This window comes from Janibacter sp. GS2 (assembly GCF_051200835.1).
In the GTDB taxonomy this organism is placed as follows: Bacteria; Actinomycetota; Actinomycetes; order Actinomycetales; family Dermatophilaceae; genus Janibacter.
In genome coordinates, this window is the sequence record NZ_CP195161.1 from 145620 (window position 1) to 164693 (window position 19074).

Annotated in this window: 20 protein-coding genes; 13 read left to right on the forward strand and 7 right to left on the reverse strand. The window is 71.0% G+C overall.

Annotation, left to right across the window (positions count from 1 at the left end):
- Positions 1-11: 11 nt before the first annotated feature.
- On the reverse strand, positions 12-506 hold the full coding sequence (locus ACR9E9_RS00705; protein WP_435200668.1) for a hypothetical protein: 495 nt from the start codon (positions 504-506) through the stop codon (positions 12-14).
- 134 nt (positions 507-640) lie between these two features.
- Here ACR9E9_RS00705 and ACR9E9_RS00710 point away from each other — a divergent pair, with 134 nt between their 5' ends.
- The 8 genes from ACR9E9_RS00710 (at position 641) to purB (ending at position 8739) form a co-directional block, all read left to right on the forward strand.
- Entirely contained in the window at positions 641-1324 is a 684-nt protein-coding gene (locus ACR9E9_RS00710) for an AIM24 family protein (protein ID WP_435200670.1), read from the forward strand.
- A 218-nt stretch (positions 1325-1542) separates the two neighbouring features.
- On the forward strand, positions 1543-1815 hold the full coding sequence (locus tag ACR9E9_RS00715; RefSeq protein WP_435200672.1) for a hypothetical protein: 273 nt from the start codon (positions 1543-1545) through the stop codon (positions 1813-1815).
- A gap of 79 nt (positions 1816-1894) precedes the next feature.
- Positions 1895-2479, forward strand: a complete 585-nt coding sequence (locus tag ACR9E9_RS00720) for a TetR/AcrR family transcriptional regulator (RefSeq protein WP_435200674.1) — start codon at positions 1895-1897, stop codon at positions 2477-2479.
- A gap of 66 nt (positions 2480-2545) precedes the next feature.
- Complete coding sequence (locus tag ACR9E9_RS00725) at positions 2546-4849, forward strand: MMPL family transporter (RefSeq protein ID WP_435200676.1); 2304 nt, start codon at positions 2546-2548, stop codon at positions 4847-4849.
- A gap of 106 nt (positions 4850-4955) precedes the next feature.
- A complete protein-coding gene (locus ACR9E9_RS00730; protein ID WP_435200678.1) occupies positions 4956-5993 on the forward strand; it encodes a 2-dehydropantoate 2-reductase in 1038 nt (345 codons plus the stop codon).
- A 54-nt stretch (positions 5994-6047) separates the two neighbouring features.
- A complete protein-coding gene (locus tag ACR9E9_RS00735) occupies positions 6048-6590 on the forward strand; it encodes a low molecular weight protein-tyrosine-phosphatase (protein WP_435200680.1) in 543 nt (180 codons plus the stop codon).
- A gap of 10 nt (positions 6591-6600) precedes the next feature.
- A complete protein-coding gene (locus tag ACR9E9_RS00740) occupies positions 6601-7272 on the forward strand; it encodes a hypothetical protein (protein ID WP_435200682.1) in 672 nt (223 codons plus the stop codon).
- 57 nt (positions 7273-7329) lie between these two features.
- Positions 7330-8739: an adenylosuccinate lyase gene (gene purB, locus ACR9E9_RS00745; RefSeq protein ID WP_435200684.1), complete on the forward strand. Its 1410-nt coding sequence runs from the start codon at positions 7330-7332 to the stop codon at positions 8737-8739.
- A 2-nt stretch (positions 8740-8741) separates the two neighbouring features.
- On the opposite strand, the gene ACR9E9_RS00750 is transcribed toward purB, so the two are convergent.
- The 3 genes from ACR9E9_RS00750 to ACR9E9_RS00760 form a co-directional block, all read right to left on the reverse strand.
- Positions 8742-10889, reverse strand: coding sequence for an MMPL family transporter (locus ACR9E9_RS00750; RefSeq protein ID WP_435200686.1), 2148 nt, complete (start codon positions 10887-10889; stop codon positions 8742-8744).
- A gap of 61 nt (positions 10890-10950) precedes the next feature.
- On the reverse strand, positions 10951-11805 hold the full coding sequence (locus ACR9E9_RS00755) for a transglutaminase-like domain-containing protein (RefSeq protein WP_435200688.1): 855 nt from the start codon (positions 11803-11805) through the stop codon (positions 10951-10953).
- Positions 11806-11862: 57 nt separating this feature from the next.
- Entirely contained in the window at positions 11863-12213 is a 351-nt protein-coding gene (locus ACR9E9_RS00760; protein ID WP_435200690.1) for an ArsR/SmtB family transcription factor, read from the reverse strand.
- Between the two features lie 83 nt (positions 12214-12296).
- Between ACR9E9_RS00760 and arsM the strand changes: the two genes are divergently transcribed.
- Genes arsM through ACR9E9_RS00780 form a run of 4 tightly spaced genes read left to right on the forward strand, consistent with a single transcriptional unit; the run spans position 12297 to position 15254 of the window.
- The gene (gene arsM, locus ACR9E9_RS00765) at positions 12297-13118 is read left to right on the forward strand and encodes an arsenite methyltransferase (RefSeq protein WP_435200692.1); all 822 of its coding nucleotides are present in this window, start codon (positions 12297-12299) and stop codon (positions 13116-13118) included.
- On the forward strand, positions 13118-14212 hold the full coding sequence (gene arsB, locus ACR9E9_RS00770; protein ID WP_435200694.1) for an ACR3 family arsenite efflux transporter: 1095 nt from the start codon (positions 13118-13120) through the stop codon (positions 14210-14212). Before arsM ends, arsB begins: the two co-directional genes overlap by 1 nt.
- Positions 14209-14829, forward strand: coding sequence for a low molecular weight phosphatase family protein (locus ACR9E9_RS00775; RefSeq protein ID WP_435200696.1), 621 nt, complete (start codon positions 14209-14211; stop codon positions 14827-14829). The genes arsB and ACR9E9_RS00775 overlap by 4 nt, the downstream gene beginning before the upstream one ends.
- 29 nt (positions 14830-14858) lie before the next feature.
- Entirely contained in the window at positions 14859-15254 is a 396-nt protein-coding gene (locus ACR9E9_RS00780; RefSeq protein WP_435200698.1) for an arsenate reductase ArsC, read from the forward strand.
- Here ACR9E9_RS00780 and nhaA read toward each other — a convergent pair.
- The 3 genes from nhaA to ACR9E9_RS00795 form a co-directional block, all read right to left on the reverse strand.
- On the reverse strand, positions 15229-16554 hold the full coding sequence (gene nhaA / locus ACR9E9_RS00785; protein ID WP_435200700.1) for a Na+/H+ antiporter NhaA: 1326 nt from the start codon (positions 16552-16554) through the stop codon (positions 15229-15231). The genes ACR9E9_RS00780 and nhaA overlap by 26 nt on opposite strands.
- A gap of 67 nt (positions 16555-16621) precedes the next feature.
- Complete coding sequence (locus ACR9E9_RS00790) at positions 16622-16777, reverse strand: hypothetical protein (protein WP_435200702.1); 156 nt, start codon at positions 16775-16777, stop codon at positions 16622-16624.
- 10 nt (positions 16778-16787) lie between these two features.
- Positions 16788-17330: a YbaK/EbsC family protein gene (locus tag ACR9E9_RS00795; RefSeq protein WP_435200704.1), complete on the reverse strand. Its 543-nt coding sequence runs from the start codon at positions 17328-17330 to the stop codon at positions 16788-16790.
- A gap of 53 nt (positions 17331-17383) precedes the next feature.
- On the opposite strand from ACR9E9_RS00795, the gene pgm reads away from it, so the two are divergent.
- Positions 17384-19033 carry a phosphoglucomutase (alpha-D-glucose-1,6-bisphosphate-dependent) gene (gene pgm, locus ACR9E9_RS00800; protein WP_435200706.1) on the forward strand — a complete coding sequence of 550 codons (1650 nt, stop codon included), beginning with the start codon at positions 17384-17386 and terminating at the stop codon, positions 19031-19033.
- Positions 19034-19074: the final 41 nt, after the last annotated feature.

Here is a 19074-nt window from a genome sequence, read left to right on the forward strand (position 1 = left end):
GGAGCGCCGCCTCAGCGGGGCGGCGGGCCCCAGGTGCCGCCGACCTGCGGGGGCGGCGGAGGCGGTGCCGGCGGCGGGGGCGCCGCCGGACGCGGGCCGGTGGTCTCGTCGGGATCGCTCGGCGCCCAGGTCTGGGCCGGACGCGAGTGGGTGAGGAAGTCGCCGTGCCGACCGGCACGCTCCGGCGGGGGTTGCGGGATCCCCTCCGGGCCACCGCGCCGCTCGGGCGCCTGCGGCGCGCCCGCAGGAGGGTCCTCGCTCGTCTGCAGGCCGAAGTCCCGGATGGCGCCGCGCTGCTCCAGCGCCTGCAGGGTCTGCAGGATCCGCTGCTGCGCGGCGGAGTCGGCGGGTCGTCCGGTGGCCGCCAAGTAGGCCAGCACCCCGAGGTCGCGGTAGTGCTGGTCGATGTCCCCGAGCTCCCTGCTCGCGGTCACCGAGTCGAAGGCGGTGTCCGCCCGACCGGCCAGGTTCTCGTACCCGACCCGAGCCCTGTCGAAAAAGCTCATCGTCATCCCTTCGCCGTCTCCCGGGCACCGGGGCCCGAATGGGGAGTCCTCACCATAGATCCAGCAGCCGTCCCGGCTCTACAGTGGCGCCACCAGACGCCCGCCGGGCGGCCGCAGCCCCGAGAGGACCTCCCATGCCCATTCACGGCTCGCTGTTCCAGGACTTCCAGGAGGAGACCACCTCCGACCAGTTCTCGCTGCAGAACAAGAAGATGCTCAAGGTCCAGACGGGGCATGGACCGGTCCTGGCGAAGATCGGCTCGATGGTCGCCTACCAGGGCGATGTCCGTTTCGAGAACCAGGGCTCCGGAGGCGTCAGCAAGTTCCTCAAGCAGGCCACGACCGGCGAGGGCGTGAAGATGATGACCTGCACCGGTACGGGCGAGTTCTTCCTCGCGAGCGACGCCACCGAGATCCAGGTCATCTACCTCGAGAACGACATGATCTCGGTCAACGGGAACAACATCCTCGCCTTCTCCTCCTCGATCGAGTGGGACATCCACCGCGTCCACGCGCGCGGCGCGACGATGACCGGTGGCCTCTACAACGTCACCCTGCGCGGCAGCGGGTACGTCGCGATCACCACGAAGGGAGAGCCCGTCGCCCTCGACGTGTCCGGTGCGCCCACCTTCGGCGACGCCCAGGCGGTCGTCATGTGGACCGGCGGCGTCACCATGGACATCAAGGTCGACACCGGTGGGCTGAAGTCGATGGTCCGCGGCGGCACCGGGGAGACCTTCCAGATGGCCTTCGGTGGTCGAGGCTATGTCCTCGTCCAGCCGGCGGAGTCGGTGATCGAGGGCGGCCATCAGTCCTAGACCAGACGCCGGGCGCTCTGCATGGGTTTCATCGCCTTCGCATGGGTTTGAAACTCTTGCGAAGGCGAGGATTTCCGGGTCACCCGAGAAACGAGGGGCACCTGGGGCGGTGGGCCGCCCCGGGGCGCTTCCGAGGGGCTCCCGACACGGGCCCGGACGCCATGGGCCACAATCTCCCGCATGACTGCTGTACCCACGCCACTCGCCGAGACCCTGTGATGAGCGACTTCCCCACCGCCGGCGATCCGAGCTACAGCGACCCGGACACGCTCGGGGCGATCCCCCCGGTGGTGTCGGTGACCTACTGCGCCGACTGCGGCGCGTCGGCCAACCGGGGCAGCCACATCGCCTGCCGGCAGCACCTCGAGGTGCTGCCGCCGACCTACTGCACGACCTGCCGTCGTCAGCTCACGGTGGAGTCGCAGGGCAGCGAGTGGACTGCGACCTGCAAGAAGCACGGCGAGACCACGGGCAGCACCGCGACCTCCTGAGCCGGATCAGGCCCGCCCGCCTCTCGCCGGCGCGCGACGGATTTTGCACGATCGGCAGCGGAGTGCAACACTGCACTTTGTGAAGAAGAGTGCAACTGCAGCCCGGGGGGAGCGACGACCGGCGATCATTGCCGCCGCGCAACGCCTCGCCGTCACCTGCGGGTACTCCGGATTCACCTTCGACGACCTCGCCGAGGCCGTCGGGGTCTCCCGCAGGACACTCTTCAACCATGTCTCCTCCAAGGAGGAGGCCGTCCTCGGGGTGCTCCCCGTGATCACGGACGCGCAGATCGAGACCCTCCGCGCCGGTGGCCCGACCGGGCTCATCGTCGAGGACCTGCTCACGACCATCGTCGACAGCCTCGGCGCCGACGGCGGGACGGTCGAGGACTGGCAGCGGCTGCACGATGTCGTGCAGCGCAATCCCGAGCTCCTCGCCCGGGTGCAGGCGTACGTCGACGAGGTCGGCGGCCACCTGGTCACCCACCTCGCCCAGCGCACGGGTGTCGACGAGGACGTCGCGTGGATGGGTCTGACGATCGCCGGCGGCATCGTCGGGCGCTCCGTGCGCGACTGCATCGACGACCCGACGCTCGGCCCGCTGCACGCCCGCGTGCAGCACAACCTCGCCCTGTCACGGGAGATCCTCACCCCTCGGCGGTGACCCTGCGGCACCATCGTCGGCCTCGATGACGCGGCCACCACCACCATCACGCCCGAAAGGCATCCCATGGCTCACGCTCTCTACCGGCTCGGTCGGCTCGCGCACCGGCGCTGGCCCGCCTTCCTCGTCGGCTGGCTCGCCGTGCTCATCGCCATCGGCGGTGCCGCGGCGACGATGCAGCAACCGATGAGCGACAAGTTCACGATCCCGGGGATCCCCTCCGAGCAGGCCCAGTCCCTGCAGAAGGAGCTCTTCCCCGACGCCCAGGACCCGCTCGACACGCCCACGGGCAGCGTGGTCGTCGTCGCTCCCGAGGGCGAGAAGCTCTCCGACCCCGCCAACACCACGAAGGTCGAGGACCTCCTCAGCGAGCTGCGTGCGGTCCCCCAGAGCGGGGACGCGGAGCAGTTCGTCAACCCGGTCGTCGCGTCCAAGGGGCTGGAGCAGCAGTACCAGCAGCAGGCGCAGAAGAACGGCACGCCCGCATCCGTCGCGACGGAGAACGCCGACGCGGTCTCCCCCCTGTCGCAGGACGGTCGCGCCGGCCTGATCCAGTGGACCTTCGACGCCGACTCCGTCACCGACGTCGAGCCGGCCACCCAGGACGCGGTCGAGGCGGCCGTCGACTCCGCCGAGGAGTCCGGCCTCACCGTCGCGGTCTCCGGCTCCGGGATGCAGGGCATGCCCGACCTCGGCGTCACGAGTGAGCTCATCGGCATCGCCGTCGCCCTGCTCGTGCTCGTACTGACCTTCGGCTCGCTCGTCGCTGCCGGCCTGCCGATCCTCACCGCCCTCGTCGGCGTCGGCATCGGCGCCCTGGGCGTCAGCGCCGCCACGTACTTCTTCGACCTGTCGACGACCACCCCCATCCTGGCGACCATGCTCGGCCTCGCCGTCGGGATCGACTACGCGCTGTTCATCCTCTCCCGCTACCGCACCGAGCTGCGGCACACGCAGGACCGTGAGCACGCGATGGGTCTGGCCGTCGGCCGCGCCGGATCGGCAGTCGTCTTCGCGGGACTGACCGTGATCATCGCGCTGGTCGCGCTCGCCGTCGTGAACATCCCCTTCCTCACCGCGATGGGTCTCGCCGCGGCCGGGACCGTCCTCGCCGCCGTCCTCGTCGCTCTCACCCTGCTGCCGGCCATCCTCGGCGCGCTCGGCAAGCGGGCCTTCGCCGGCCAGATCCGCAAGGACCGTGCCGTCGACGAGGGTCAACGCATCGACAACGGCGGCACGAAGTGGGCCACCGCCATCGGCGCCCGGCCGGTCATCGCCGCGATCATCGCGGTCCTCGCGCTCGGCGCACTGGCGATCCCGGCCAAGGACCTCCACCTGTCCCTGCCGACGGACTCCACCGCCTCCGAGGGCACCAGCCAGCGTGAGTCGGCCGACCTCGTCGCCGAGCACTTCGGGGAGGGCCAGGAGAGTCGGATGATCGTCGTCATCGACGCCCGGGACTCCGGCGACCCGCGCGCCGCCGGCCAGGCCTTCGGCGAGATCACCGAATGGGCCAGCGGCCTCGACGGGGTCGCCAATGCCCAGATCGTGGCCTCGAGCAAGGACGGCACCGGCGCCCAGCTCATGGTCACCCCGACCACCTCCGCCAGTGACGCCGCGACCGAGGACCTGCTGTCCACGATCCGTGACGGGCTTCCGGCACAGGAGAGGGCGACCGGCACGACCACGGGCGTCACCGGGCTCAGCGCGATCCAGGTCGACGTCTCGGAGAAGCTCCAGGACGCGCTCCTGCCCTACCTCGCGGTCGTCGTGGGCCTGGCCTTCGTCCTGCTCATGCTCGTCTTCCGCTCGATCCTCGTGCCGCTCACCGCGACCGCCGGTTTCGTCCTGTCGACCCTGGCGACGCTCGGCGCGACCGTGATGATCTTCCAGGAAGGAGCCCTCGGGCTCGTCGACGGTGCACCGCTCGTGAGCTTCCTGCCGATCCTCATGGTCGGGATCGTCTTCGGGCTGGCGATGGACTACCAGGTCTTCCTCGTCACCCGGATGCGTGAGGCGTACATCCACGGCGACTCTGCGCGCGAAGCCATCGTCGACGGCTTCCGGCACGGCGCACGGGTCGTCTCCGCGGCGGCCATGATCATGATCTCGGTCTTCGCCGCCTTCATGCTCCAGCCGGACAACCTCATCAAGTCGATGGGTTTCGCCCTGGCGACCGCCGTCCTGCTCGACGCCTTCGTCGTGAGGATGGTGCTCATCCCGGCCCTGATGTTCCTGCTCGGCGACCGGGCCTGGGCCATGCCGAAGTGGCTGGACACGCTGCTGCCGAACGTCGATGTCGAGGGTGAGGCGCTGACCAAGCACACCTCGGCCTCCGACGCCGAGCCGACACTCGTGCCGACGAACTGAACCGGTCACCACACCGAGTGGGGGACGGGAGGATATTCCTCCCGTCCCCCACTACGATCGTCACGCCGGGTCCCACCGCAGGGGCCGTGAGGAGACAGGGGGCGACGTGCAGCGAACCCGGGTCGCGATCATGGGTGCCGGAAACATCGGCTGCCATCTCGGTGGCTGGCTGGCCGCGGCCGCCGACGTCACCCTCATCGGGCGTCCGCGCATCATCGACGCCATCGAGCGCGAGGGCCTGACGGTGAGCGACCTGCGCGGTCGCACCCGCACGGTCCCCCCCGAGGGCCTGACCCTCGCCACGGAGGCGAGCGCGGTCATCGATGCGGACTACGTCCTCCTGACGACCAAGACCAACGCCACCGAGCACGCGACACGTCAGGTGGCCCCCTACCTGCAGCACGACTCGGTACTCGTCTCCTTCCAGAACGGCCTGCGCAATGCCTCGATCATCGAGGAGGCGCTGGCGTCCTCCTTCCCCAGCATGGCCTCGCGCCCACTCGCGCTCACGGGCATGGTCCCCTTCAACGTCGTCCGCACCGGTGAGACGCACTGGACGCAGACCGTCAGCGGCCGGATCAAGGTCAAGGACCACCCGCGCATCGATCCCTTCATCCGCGCCGCACACGGTGCCGGCCTGCGGATCGATGTCGAGCCGGACATGCGCGCCGTCCTCTTCGGCAAGCTCCTGCTCAACCTCAACAACCCGATCAACGCACTGACCGCCCTCCCGCTCGCGGTCGAGCTGCGGGACCGTGACTGCCGCACCGTCCTCGCGGCCTGTCAGGGCGAGGCCCTCACCCTCGCCAAGCGCATCGGGGTCCCCCCGGCGCGGATGACCCCCCTTCCGCCCGTGCTCGTGCCCCGGCTGCTGCGCTCCCCCACCCCCGTCTTCGCCGCCCTCTCCCGGACCTCGCTCAAGGTCACGCCGCAGGCGCGCTCGTCCATGGCGGACGACCTCGAGGCCGGTCGCCCCACGGAGATCGGCGAGCTGCAGGGGGCGGTCACCTCGCTCGCCGCGCTCCACGGCACGCACGCCCCCGTCTGTGCACGGATCGTCGAGCTCGTCCGCGAGGCCGAAGCGGCCGGCGCGGACCGTCGGCGGTGGACCGGCGCACAGCTGCGGCGGGCCGTCGGCCTGTGACCGCGGCACAGGCCCTCCCATGGATCGCCCAGCAAGGTGGGAGAGGATGAGGCCATGACGGCATTTCGGATCACGGTCGTGTGCACCGGCAACATCTGCCGCTCCCCCATGGCCGAGTTCGTCCTGCGCGAGCGATTCGCAGCGGCCGGCCTCGCGGACCGCGTGAGCATCGACTCGGCCGGCACGACAGCCTGGGAAGAGGGCAACCCGCCCGACCCGCGGACGATCGCGGTCCTCGAGCGACGCGGCCACACCGGTGGTTACGCAGGGCACCGCGCACGGGTCTTCGACAAGCGGTGGTTCGACGACATCGACCTCGTCCTCGCCACCGACCACGGCCACTACGCGATCCTGCGTCGCCTCGCCGGTACCCCCGAGGCGCAGGCGAGGATCCGGATGCTGCGGTCCTTCGACCCGGCCGGACCGAAGGGGGACGCCCTGGCCATCGACGACCCCTGGTACGGCGACGAGGCCTCTTTCGAGCGCACCTACGACGAGGTGACCGGTGCAGCGGACGGCGTCGTCGACTTCGTCCGCGCCCGGCTGGACCGATCCCTCCCGCTGGACCCGAACGGGCGCTCCAGAACGGGCGAGTAGCCTGCCCTCCATGCTCAGACGTCGCCGAATCCCCGTCGCCGCCACCACGGCCCTGGTCAGCGGAGCCCTCGTCCTCTCCGCCTGCAGCGGCGGCGCCGGCGCGGCGGACGACAGCTCGACGAAGAGCACGCCGGCCAACACCTCCAGCAGCGCGGCGCCGAGCAGCTCGTCGGCCACCTCCGAGAGCACCTCGCCCGGCGACGCCGGCTCCTCGGGCACCCCGGACAGCAGCTCGACGACGCCCGACCCCTACGAGATCGACTGCACGCTCATCCCGCAGAAGACCGTCGATGCCTGGGTCCGCGGCGGCCAGGCCGCGAGCATCGAGCCGACCGAGGAGGGGTGCCGGGTGGTCAGCTCCTCCGAGGACGGAGCGGTCATCGTCGAGTGGCGGTGGTTGGACGTCGTCGGCTCGGGCGGTGACGCGGGCATCCTGCGCGAGCAGGAGACGGCCGGCGACCCCGTGACCGTGGCCCCGGGGATCTCCGGCACCCGGATCGAGACCGACGTCGCCCCGACGCGCAAGGCCCGGGTCGCGGCCAAGATCAACGGTCGGATGCTCTACGTCGAGTCCACGGTGACCCTCGACCGGAGGCAGACCCTGACGGACATGCGTCGCGCGACGACGCAGATCGTGCGGGCCTACGAGGACACGACGCCGAACCCCCACGCGGAGCCCTGACCCTGGCCTCGTCGACCGGGGCGGGTCGCCCCCTTCGCCTGATGGGAAGATGGGCGCATGCAGAGCCTCGCTGATGCCACGCCCCAGATCGCCCTCGGCGCACTGGATGGTCGCTACCGGCCCTCCGTCGCACCGCTCATCGACCACCTGAGCGAGCCGGCGCTCAACCGGATGCGGGTGCACGTCGAGGTCGAGTGGCTGATCCACCTCACCTCGAAGCAGGTCGTCCCCGGGGTCCGCGCCCTCACCGACACCGAGCAGGCCGCCCTGCGACAGGTCGTCGAGGACTTCGGACCCGAGGACATCGCCGAGCTGGCCGCGAGCGAGAAGGTCACCCAGCACGACGTCAAGGCCGTCGAGTACTACCTCAAGCAGCGCCTCGGCCGGATCGCACCGGACCCCCAGGACGCCGGGCTCGGTGAACTGATCCACTTCTGCTGCACGAGCGAGGACATCAACAACCTCGCGTACGCCCTCATGGTGCAGGGTGCGGTCGAGCAGGTGTGGCTCCCCCGCGCCGACGACTTCGCGAAGACCGTGGCCGCGATGGCCGAGGAGCTGCGCGACGTGCCACTGCTGGCGCACACCCACGGCCAGCCGGCGACACCGACGACGATGGGCAAGGAGCTCGCCGTGCTCGCCCACCGCCTGCTGCGCCAGGTGCGCCGCGTCGCCGCCGGCGAGTACCTCGGCAAGATCAATGGTGCGACCGGGACCTTCGGCGCCCACCTGGCCGCCGTGCCGGACGCGGACTGGGTGGAGATCTCGCGGTCCTTCGTCGAGCACCTCGGCCTGACGTGGAACCCCCTCACGACGCAGATCGAGTCGCACGACTGGCAGGCCGAGATCTACGCCGACATCGCGCGGTTCAACCGGGTGCTGCACAACCTGTGCACCGATGCGTGGACCTACATCTCGTTGGGCTACTTCGCCCAGGTGCGCGGCCAGGGCACCGTCGGCTCGAGCACGATGCCGCACAAGGTCAACCCCATCCGCTTCGAGAACGCCGAGGCCAACCTCGAGGTGAGCAATGCCCTCCTCGACGTCCTGGCCACCACCCTCGTCACCTCGCGTCTGCAGCGGGACCTCACGGACAGCTCGATGCAGCGCAACATCGGCACCGCACTCGGGCACTCGCTGCTCGCCCTGGACAACGCCGGCCGCGGCCTCGCCGGGCTCGACGCCGTACCCGAGGCGATGGGTGCCGACCTCGATGCGAACTGGGAGGTGCTCGGTGAGCCGATCCAGTCGGTGATGCGTGCGCTGGGCGCCCAGGGTGTCGAGGGCATGGACGAGCCCTACGAGCGCCTCAAGGAGCTCACCCGCGGTCACCGCATCGGCCAGCCGGAGCTCGTGGAGTTCGTCCGCGGCCTCGGCCTGCCCGCCGACGTCGAGGAGCGCCTCACCGCGATGACCCCCGCGACGTACGTCGGGCTGGCCCCGCAGCTGGTCGACCTCCTGCGCTGAGCTCAGGCGCGGTGGCGACCGGCGCGCGATCGCTCGACGTCCACGCGTGCGGCGTCGGCGGCCATCCGGTCCGCGCGCGGCCACCAGATGCGGTTGCCCAGGTCCGCCGCGATCGCCGGCACGAGGATCGAGCGGGTGACGATCGTGTCGAGGAGCACGCCGAAGGCGACGATGAAGGCGATCTGGGCGAGGAAGAGCAACGGGATGACCGCCAGTGCGGAGAAGGTCGCTGCCAGGACGACCCCGGCGCTGGTGATGACCCCGCCGGTGACCGCGACCGCACGACGGATCCCGCGCCGGGTGCCGACCTGCAGGGACTCCTCGCGGGCCCTCGTCATGAGGAAGATCGAGTAGTCCACGGCGAGAGCGACGAGGAATACGAAGCCGAGCACCGGCGTGGACGGGTCCGCGCCCGGGTACCCGAGGACGTGGTTGAAGAGCACGGCCGAGATCCCCAGGGTCGCGGCGAAGGTCAGCAGATTGACCGCGACGAGGATCACCGAGGCGGCCACCGAGCGCAGCAGGGCCATGAGGATGAGCGTGACGACGAGCAGGATGCTCGGGATGACCACCCTCAGGTCACGCTCGCTCGCGTCGTCCGTGTCGACCGTCGTCGCCGTCGCGCCACCGACGCGGATCGTCGGGTCGACGGCGTGCAGGTCCGTGCGCAGATCCCGCACCACGTCACGCGCCTCCTGCGACTCCGACCCGACCGCGAGGGTCGCCGTCAGCAGGGTGGAGTCCGCGCCGGTCGTCGACGCCGTCTCCTTCACCGTGCCGGTGACGTCCGCGCTGTCGGACAGCACTCCCTTCGCGTCCGTGACGACTGACGAGGGGGCGATCACCTGCACGGGGCGCTGGTCGCCACCGTCAAAGTGCCGGTCGACCACGTCCTGCCCGTCCACCGACTCGACCTCGGTGGTGAAGAACTCGGCCTGGGTGATCCCCGAGGAGTTGAAGGTCAGCGCACCCGCCGCAGCGATGAGCAGCACGCCGCTCGTGACGAGCCACGTCAACCGTGGGCGGGCGGTGACCCGTTCGGCGACCGAACCCCAGAAGCGGTGCTGCGGAGCGGTCCCCCGCTTCGGGACGGAGGGCCAGAAGGCCACTCGGCCCAGCAGCGCCAGCGCCGCGGGCAGCAGGGTGAGCGCGGAGACCATGGCGCCGACGATGCCCAGCGCACCGATGGGACCGAGGCCCGAGATGTTGCCCAGGTCCGACAGGAGAAGGCACAACAGGCCGGCGATGACCGTGCCGCCACTGGCAGCGACCGGCCCGAGCGTCTGGCGCCAGGCCACGGTGAGGGCCGGCAGCGGGTCGCGCTCGTGCAGCTCCTCGCGGTACCTGGCCACCAGCAGCAGCGAGTAGTCCGTCGCGGCCCCGACGACGAGGATGAAGAGGATCCCCTGGCTCTGGCCGGACAGCTGGATCCACTCGGCGCTGGCCATCGGGTAGATCAGCAGGGCCGCCAGGGCCAGGCCGAAGATGCTCGTGAGGAGGACGACGAAGGGCAGGATCGGGCTGCGATAGACCACGAGCAGGATCACCAGGACGACGCCGAGGGTGACCCCGAGCAGGAGTCCGTCGATGCCGGCGAAGGCCTTGACGAGGTCGGCCGTGAAGCCGGCCGGTCCGGTGACAGCGACCGTCGCGTCGACATCGGGGGCGAGGTCGCCGCGCAGGTCCTCGACGATGAGGTCGGAGACCGCGCTCTCGTCGACCGTCTTCTCGACCGCAGCGGCGTCGAGGCTGACCACGAGCATGGCCGCCTGCCCGTCCTCCGCCGGGATGACCGGGATGCGCGGCTCGGCCAGGTAGTCACCGAGCGTCCCCGGCGCACTCGTGAGGCTGGCCTCCGGGAGGCCCTTCGCGTAGCTGCCCAGCTCCTTGAGCACCGCCGGATCCAGGCCGTCGGTGTCCTCGACGACGATGAGCAGCGGCAGGGTGGCATCGGCATCGAAGTCCGACAGACGTTGCGTGACCTGGGTCGACTCGGCATCCTGCGGCAGGAAGGACGCTTGGTCGTTGTTCTGCACGCTGCTCAGCTGCCCGACGAGGGGGCCTCCCACACCAGCGAGCACGAACCAGACGAGGACGGCCACCCCCGCGAGGACGCGCAGAACGGTCGCAGACGGCCTGGGTCGTGACATGGCCCGAGCGTAGTCGCCCCGTCCGGCCCGCCGACGTCGCCGGCCCCGTCCTCGGGGTCGGTCAGGCGAGACGGACGAGCGCTGAGGGGTCCTCCGTCGGCAGGGCACCTTCGACCAGGGCTGCCGTGACCATCTGGCGGTTGAAGACCATGCGGCCACCGCGGGTGGTGAGGAAGGCGGTGTCCGCCGCGTCGCGCCCGGTGGCGATGCGGACCATCCCCTCCCGCGGAGCGAGGTGGGTCGCGTCGGCGATGTGCCAGGCGCCCTCGACCCAGGCCTCGGCGACGGCGTGGAAGTCCATCGGCTGCAGTCCGGGCGCGTAGACCGAGACCAGGCGCGCCGGCGTGCCGAGCGCACGCAGCAGCGCGACGACGACGTGGGCGAAGTCGCGGCACACCCCGGACGCCTGGAGGATCGAGTCCACGGCGCCGTCGGTCCCCCGGCTGGCTCCGGAGATGTAGGCCATGTGGGCGTTGACCCACTCGGTGACGGCCTCGACCCGTCGACGACCGGACTGGTTCGGGAAGAGCCGCGCAGCCATGGGCGCGAGCCGGTCCGACTCCGCGTAGCGGCTCGGCCGGGTGAAGACCCAGCGGTCGAAGTCGATCTCCTGACCGACCTGGCCCCCCGTGGGGCGGGTGATGTCGACGAGCGCGGAGTAGGTCACCTCGAGCCAGCCGTCGCCGACCTGCTCCACCAGGTGCAGTCGCGTGCCGTGGTTGCCGGCGAGCTCGACCGCGTCCACACGGCGCCCGCCCGCGTGGATGAGGATCTCCTCCTCGAGGATGTCGTGCGCGCTGGAGACCGCGAAGGACAACAGCGCCTCGTGGACGCCCGTGGTCCCGTAGGCGAACTTCGTCCCCACCCGAGCACGAAGGGGGGTGGGGGCGGCGTCGACGATCGCGAGGTCGGTCATGGGGCAATGGGACACCCCCGCCACCGGTGCGTCAAACCTCGACGTGCGGTCTGCCGCTCAGACCGGGGCCTGGACCGCCAGGAGGGTCGACAGGGCCGCGAGCGCCTCCGGGTTGATCCAGTAGTAGACATAGGTGCCGCGACGCTCGCAGCCGACGAGCCCCGCCTCACGCAACAGCCTCAGGTGGTGCGAGATCGTGCCGGACGAGAGGTCGAAGGCCGGCGTGATCTCGCAGACGCACAGCTCCGGCTGGGCGGCGATCATCGAGGCCATCCGCAGACGGACGGGGTCACCGAGGGCCTTGAAGACCGGCGCCAGCCGGGCCGCGTCCTCCGGCGACACCGGGGAGGTCGCGAGACCGCAACAGGTGGCGGCTCGCTCCCGGGGGTCGGACTCGATGAGGCTCACGAGAGTTATCTTGACACACTTCGAAACAGGGGTCACCCTAGATTCGCACCACTGATTCGATGTACGTCAAACCAGGAGTCCTCGTGCCCCAGCCGTCCGACACCCACGACGCCGTCCGCACCCGCTACGCGCAGGAGGCGCGCCGCTCGCTCGACCCCTCGGCCGACCCGTGCTGCGGCGGGCAGGCCACGGACCCGATCACCATCGGCCTGTACGAGGGCACGGACACGCCGTCGGACTCCGCGCTGGCCGCCTCGCTCGGCTGCGGCAATCCCACGGCCCTCGCCGAGCTCTCCCCGGGCGAGGACGTCCTCGACCTCGGCTCCGGCGGCGGGCTCGACGTCCTGCTGTCCGCCCGCCGGGTGGGCCCGGACGGCACCGCGTACGGGCTCGACATGACCGACGAGATGCTCGAGCTGGCCCACCGCAACCGGGCCGAGGCCGGCATCGACAACGCCCAGTTCCTCCGCGGGACGATCGAGGACGTCCCGATGGCCGACGGGTCGGTCGACGTGATCATCTCCAACTGCGTCATCAACCTCTCCCCCGACAAGGACGCCGTGCTCGCCGAGGCCCACCGGGTGCTGCGCCCCGGCGGGCGCTTTGCCGTCTCCGACATCGTCCTGCTCCGCGAGATCCCCGACGCGCTGCGCGGGATCGTCGGCCTGTGGACCGGCTGCGTCTCCGGAGCGCTCCTCGATGCGCACTACGTCGACAAGCTCACCACCGCGGGGTTCACCGACCCCGGGGTCGAGGTGACGCGCACCTTCGACCGGGACGAGCTGCACCGCATGTCCGACATGGTCGACGACCAGGTCCCCGAGGGCTGGACCCTCGCGGGGATCATCGACGAGCTCGACGGCGCCTTCGCCAGCGCCTTCATCCGCGCGCGGAAGGGGGCCTGATGTCCACCACCCCCACCTCCGCGCCGCGCCTGTCCACGCTCGATCGGTACCTCCCGGTCTGGATCGGCCTGGCGATGGTCGGCGGCCTGCTGCTCGGCCGCCTCGTCCCCGGCCTGGGCGAGGCCCTCGGCACGGTCGAGATCGACGGCATCTCCCTGCCGATCGCCCTCGGGCTGCTCGTGATGATGTACCCGGTCCTGGCGAAGGTCCGCTACGACCGCCTCGACACCGTGACCCACGACCGACGGCTGCTCGGGTCCTCCCTGGTCCTGAACTGGCTCGTCGGGCCGGCGCTGATGTTCACCCTGGCCTGGCTCCTGCTGCCCGACCTGCCCGAGTACCGCACCGGCCTGATCATCGTCGGGCTCGCGCGCTGCATCGCCATGGTCATCATCTGGAACGATCTGGCCTGCGGGGATCGCGACGCGGCGGCCGTGCTCGTCGCCATCAACTCCCTCTTCCAGGTCGTCGCCTTCGCCGGGCTCGGGTGGTTCTACCTCTCCGTCCTGCCCGGCTGGCTCGGCCTCGAGCAGACGGCGCTGGACGTCTCCGCCTGGCAGATCGCGAAGTCCGTGCTGATCTTCCTCGGCGTCCCGCTCCTCGCGGGCTACCTCTCGCGCCGCGTGGGCGAGCGGCGGTGGGGCCGTGAGCGCTACGAGGGCTCCTTCCTGCCCGCCATCGGGCCGTGGGCCCTGTACGGCCTGCTCTTCACGATCGTCGTCCTCTTCGCCCTCCAGGGCGAGGCGATCACCTCCGCCCCGCAGGACGTGGTGCGGATCGCCCTTCCCCTCCTGGCGTACTTCGCCCTCATGTGGGGGATCGGCTACCTCACCGGCCGCCTGCTGCAGATGAGCTACGAGCGCACCACCACGCTGGCCTTCACCGCCGCCGGCAACAACTTCGAGCTGGCCATCGCGGTCGCCATCGCCACCTTCGGCGCCACGAGCGGGCAGGCGCTGGCCGGGGTGGTCGGTCCGCTCATCGAGGTCCCCGTCCTCGTCGGCCTGGTCTACGTCAGCCTCGCGCTGCGACGGCGCTTCCCCCACACAGGGCCCACCACCCCGACAGCTGTTCGCTCCCAGGGGGCGGTATGACGACGACGTCGGACACCGACGGGACCTACAACCGGATCGTCGACGACCTGAGCTACACCTACGAAGGGGTCTTCTCTCGCGAGACGGTCGCCGAGGTCGTCCGGGAGGCCCGCGCCCTGTTGGAGCCGACCGCCAGGCTCACCCGATACCTCCCGATCTTCGTCGCCCGCGAGTCCCGTGAGCAGCTCATGGCGATCGCCCAGTCCGAGGGGCGCATCGCCACACAGGTGCCCGAGATCCTCTTCGTGTGCGTGCACAACGCGGGTCGCTCCCAGATGGCCGCGGCACTCACCGAGCACCTCTCGGCCCGCAGGGTGCACGTCCGGTCGGCCGGGTCCCGGCCCGTCGACGAGGTCAACCCCCTCGTCGTCGAGGCCCTCGCCGAGCGGGGGATCGACCTGACCACGCCCTATCCGAAGCCGGTGACCCACCGGGTCGTCCAAGCCGCCGACGTCATCATCACCATGGGCTGCGGTGACGCGTGCCCGATCTTGCCGGGCAAGCGGTACGAGGACTGGGACGTGGCCGACCCGGCCGGGCAGCCGCTCGAGGTCGTCCGAGACATCCGCGACGACATCCAGTCCCGCGTCACCCAGCTCCTTCGTGAGCTGCTCTGATGACCAACCCCACTGATCCGAGGCCTTCCATGACTGATCGACCGAGCGTGCTCTTCGTCTGCGTGCACAACGCCGGCCGGTCCCAGATGGCCGCTGCGTACACCCGGCACCTGTCCGAGGGTGCCGTCGAGGTGCGGTCGGCGGGGTCCGCCCCCGCCGACTCGATCAACCCCGCCGTCCACGCCGCCATGCTCGAGGAGGGCATCGACCTGTCCGCCGAGCGCCCGAAGGTCCTCACGACCGACGCCGTGCAGGCCAGCGACGTCGTCATCACCATGGGCTGCGGCGATGCCTGTCCGATCTTTCCCGGCAAGCGGTACGAGGACTGGCAGCTCGACGACCCGGCCGGTCAGGGCATCGCTGCCGTGCGCCCCATCCGGGAGGACATCAAGCAGCGGGTCAGGCGCCTTCTGGAGTCCCTGTGACCGACGCGGCGGCCTGATCCGGTCCGCTGCCAGCGCCCGAGCGGCCGAGACTGCGGCTCCGGACCGCCAGGAGTGCGCCCCCGATCACGGCCGCGACGAGGGACCCGAGGAGCACGCCGATCTTCACGTGCTCGTCCGGGACGTCGCTGCCGCCGTAGGCCAGGTCGCCGACGAGGAGGGAGACGGTGAAACCGACCCCGGCGAGGAAGCTGACCCCGACCAGATCGCTCCAGCGCAGCGAGCCGTCGAGATCGAAGGACGGCAGGCGGCTGAGCGCGAAGCTCGTCCCCACGATCCCGATCGGTTTGCCCACGACGAGACCCGCGATGATCCCGAGGGTGATCGGGTCGGACAGTGCCCCGCGCAGCCCCTCGAGGCCGCCGACGGCCACCCCGGCGGCGAAGAAGGCGAACACCGGCACCGCGATCAGCGTCGAGAAGATCCCCCACTGGTCGGCCAGGTGGGCGGTGAGGCCGTCGTACACCGGGTCCCCGTCATCGGTGGTGGCGGTGCGCACCCGGGCGCGCTGCGTCGCCAGGACGGGAACCGTGAAGCCGAGCAGGACACCGGCGACGGTCGCGTGGACGCCCGAGGCGTGCACGAGGGCCCAGGTGGTGACGCCGAGGGGCAGGAGCAGGTACCACGAGTACATCCCCCGCTGGGCGAGGACGGCGAACAGCGCCAACGGCACCAGGGCCAGCAGGAGCCACTGCAGCTCCAGGCCCTGGGAGTAGAAGATGGCGATGATCGTGATCGCGATGAGGTCGTCGACGATGGCCAGGGTCAGCAGGAAGACCCGCAGCGCCGGAGGCAGGAAGCGCCCCACGACGGCGAGCACGGCCACGGCGAAGGCGATGTCCGTCGCCGTCGGGATGGCCCACCCCTGGAGGGCACCGCCGCCGGCGGAGATCGCGATGGCCGTGAAGATCAGCGCGGGCACGACCACTCCGCCGACGGCCGCGGCGATGGGCATGGCTGCCCGCCGGGGGTCACGCAGCGTGCCGGCGACGAACTCCTCCTTCAGCTCGAGTCCGACGACGAAGAAGAAGATCGCCAGCAGCCCGTCGGAGGCCCACTCGCCCACGGTCAGGTCGAGGTGCAGCGCGCCCGGACCGAAGGAGAAGTCACGCACCGCCTCGTACCCACCGACGGCGGGGGTGTTGGCCAGGACGAGGGCGAGGACGGTGGCGCCGAGGAGCAGGGCACCACCGAAGGCGTCGCTGCGGGCGCTCTCGCGCACCCCTCGCCACAACTCGTGGGGAGCACTGCGAACGGGGACGGCAGATCGGTTCTCGGGCATGGGGGAACTCAGCTTTCACGGGGGCGGAAGGGGGTGGGCTACGACGACGTCGACGTGGACGTGTGGCTCACACCGGTGGCGGGCACCCGGCAATCTCCCCGTGGGCATTGGTGCCCCACTCGCTGGTCCACCCATTCGTCCCCGGGTGGCGCACGGTGCGCATCAGTGCCCGCATGCGCGCAGCATCTGCCAGCACGCTGTGGAAGGTCACTGGCACGGGCACATCCGCGAGTCTACGCAGGGGCTGGGGGCAGAGCGAGCGCCAGCACCTCGGCTGCGGGCAGTGCCGCGAGCTCCGCGGCGTCGACGAGCAGCTTCGAGCCGCGGAGTCCGGAACCGATGACGACCTCGCCGGCGGCGACGACCCCTTCGTCGACGAGGACCGGCCAGCCATCCGGCAGCCCCACCGGCGTGATCCCGCCGTACTCCATCCCCGACAGCTCGACGGCCTCGTCCATCGGGGCGAAGGAGATCTTGCGGGCGTCGATGTGCCGCCGCACGACGTTGTTGATGTCCGCCCGGCCGGTGGCGAGGACGAGGACGGCGGCGCGCCTGGTCTCCCCTCCCCTTCGCCCGGCGACGACGACGCAGTTGGCGGAGAACTGCGGCGGCGACCCGTAGGCCGCGCAGAAGGCCTCGGTGTCCGCGAGCTCGGGGTCGATCCTCGCCACCCGCGCGGACGGCAGGGCCTCGATCGCCGCCGCCACGGGAGCGGCGAGCAGCTCCGGCCGCTCCGCCGCAGGCGTCCAGGTGAGGGTTCCGGCTGCCGAGGTCATGGTCCGACCCTAGCCACGCTGTGTCGGCGCGTCCCGCCCGCTACCGTCAGAGCATGAGCTCAGCCGCTGATCGCGCCGGTTCGCCCGCACTGCCCGAGGACCTCATCGACGTCAGTCACGTCGTCACGGCCTACTACGCGGTCGCGCCCGACCCCGAGGACGTCGACCAGCAGGTCGCCTTCGGCACGAGCGGGCACCGCGGCACCTCCCTTGCCGGTTCCTTCAACGAGGCACACATCCTCGCCACGACCCAGGCGATCGTCGACGTGCGCCGGGCGCAGGGCATCGACGGGCCGCTCTTCCTCGGTCGCGACACCCACGCCCTGTCCGAGCCGGCGTGGACCAGCGCCCTCGAGGTCCTCGTCGGCAATGACGTCACCGTCCTCGTCGACTCCCGGGACGGCTACACCCCCACACCGGCGATCTCGCACGCGATCCTCACCGCCAACCGCGGCAAGGACCTCACGACGGGGGGCGGGCTGGCCGACGGCATCGTCGTCACCCCCTCGCACAACCCCCCGGGCGACGGTGGATTCAAGTACAACCCGCCCCACGGCGGTCCTGCCGACAGTGACGCGACGAGCGCGATCGCCGACGCCGCGAATGCCCATCTGCGCGACCGTCTGCGACAGGTGCGGCGGACCCCCTTCGCCCGTGCCCGCGCCTCGGCGACCGACCACGACTACCTCGCCGCCTACGTCGACGACCTGCCGAACGTCGTTGACCTGCAACGGATCAAGGACGCCGGCGTGCGCATCGGAGCGGATCCCATGGGTGGTGCCGCCGTCCACTACTGGGGCGAGATCGGCGAGCGCCACGGCCTGGACGTGACCGTCGTCAATCCGCTCGTCGACCCGACCTGGCGATTCATGACGCTCGACCGGGACGGCAGGATCCGCATGGACTGCTCGTCCCCGGCCGCGATGGCGAGTCTGATCCGGAACAAGGACCGCTACGACATCGCCTCCGGCAACGACGCCGACGCCGACCGGCACGGCATCGTCACGCCCGACGGCGGTCTGATGAACCCCAACCACTACCTCGCCGTCGCCCTGCAGTACCTCTACGGTGGCGCCCGGCCGGACTGGTCGAGCGAGCGGATCGGCAAGACCCTCGTGTCGAGCTCGATGATCGACCGGGTCGCCGGCGACCTCGGCAAGGAGCTCTGGGAGGTGCCCGTGGGCTTCAAGTGGTTCGTCCCGGGGCTGCTCGACGGGTCGGTCGGCTTCGGCGGCGAGGAGTCCGCGGGCGCGTCCTTCCTGCGCTTCGACGGATCCACCTGGACGACCGACAAGGACGGGATCATCCTCGCCCTGCTCGCCTCGGAGATCCTCGCGACGACCGGGCGCTCACCCAGCGCGCACTACGCGGACCTCGTGGCCCGCCACGGCGAGCCGGCGTATGCCCGCATCGACGCCCCGGCCACCCGCGACCAGAAGGCGGCCCTGAAGGGCCTCACCCCCGACGCCGTCACCGCGGACACGATCGCCGGCGAGCCGATCACCGCGAAGCTCACCACCGCCCCCGGCAACGGCGCGGCCATCGGTGGGCTCAAGGTCGTCACCGAGGCCGCGTGGTTCGCCGCCCGCCCGTCCGGCACCGAGGACGTGTACAAGATCTACGCCGAGTCCTTCCGCGGGCCGGAGCACCTCACCCAGGTTCAGGCGGATGCGAAGGGGGTGGTCGACGCCGCCCTCGGCTGACGGCTCGGTCCGACTCGGCGGCACGTCGGCGACGGTGGCCG

What these genes read in the sequence shown, in the direction of transcription:
- ACR9E9_RS00705 (WP_435200668.1), bottom strand. Translation starts at nt 506, where the DNA reads ATGAGCTTTTTCGACAGGGCTCGGGTCGGGTACGAGAACCTGGCCGGT.
- ACR9E9_RS00710 (WP_435200670.1), top strand. Translation starts at nt 641, where the DNA reads ATGCCCATTCACGGCTCGCTGTTCCAGGACTTCCAGGAGGAGACCACC.
- ACR9E9_RS00715 (WP_435200672.1), top strand. Translation starts at nt 1,543, where the DNA reads ATGAGCGACTTCCCCACCGCCGGCGATCCGAGCTACAGCGACCCGGAC.
- ACR9E9_RS00725 (WP_435200676.1), top strand. Translation starts at nt 2,546, where the DNA reads ATGGCTCACGCTCTCTACCGGCTCGGTCGGCTCGCGCACCGGCGCTGG.
- ACR9E9_RS00735 (WP_435200680.1), top strand. Translation starts at nt 6,048, where the DNA reads ATGACGGCATTTCGGATCACGGTCGTGTGCACCGGCAACATCTGCCGC.
- ACR9E9_RS00740 (WP_435200682.1), top strand. Translation starts at nt 6,601, where the DNA reads ATGCTCAGACGTCGCCGAATCCCCGTCGCCGCCACCACGGCCCTGGTC.
- purB (WP_435200684.1), top strand. Translation starts at nt 7,330, where the DNA reads ATGCAGAGCCTCGCTGATGCCACGCCCCAGATCGCCCTCGGCGCACTG.
- ACR9E9_RS00750 (WP_435200686.1), bottom strand. Translation starts at nt 10,889, where the DNA reads ATGTCACGACCCAGGCCGTCTGCGACCGTTCTGCGCGTCCTCGCGGGG.
- ACR9E9_RS00755 (WP_435200688.1), bottom strand. Translation starts at nt 11,805, where the DNA reads ATGACCGACCTCGCGATCGTCGACGCCGCCCCCACCCCCCTTCGTGCT.
- arsB (WP_435200694.1), top strand. Translation starts at nt 13,118, where the DNA reads ATGTCCACCACCCCCACCTCCGCGCCGCGCCTGTCCACGCTCGATCGG.
- ACR9E9_RS00775 (WP_435200696.1), top strand. Translation starts at nt 14,209, where the DNA reads ATGACGACGACGTCGGACACCGACGGGACCTACAACCGGATCGTCGAC.
- ACR9E9_RS00780 (WP_435200698.1), top strand. Translation starts at nt 14,859, where the DNA reads ATGACTGATCGACCGAGCGTGCTCTTCGTCTGCGTGCACAACGCCGGC.
- nhaA (WP_435200700.1), bottom strand. Translation starts at nt 16,554, where the DNA reads ATGCCCGAGAACCGATCTGCCGTCCCCGTTCGCAGTGCTCCCCACGAG.
- ACR9E9_RS00795 (WP_435200704.1), bottom strand. Translation starts at nt 17,330, where the DNA reads ATGACCTCGGCAGCCGGAACCCTCACCTGGACGCCTGCGGCGGAGCGG.
- pgm (WP_435200706.1), top strand. Translation starts at nt 17,384, where the DNA reads ATGAGCTCAGCCGCTGATCGCGCCGGTTCGCCCGCACTGCCCGAGGAC.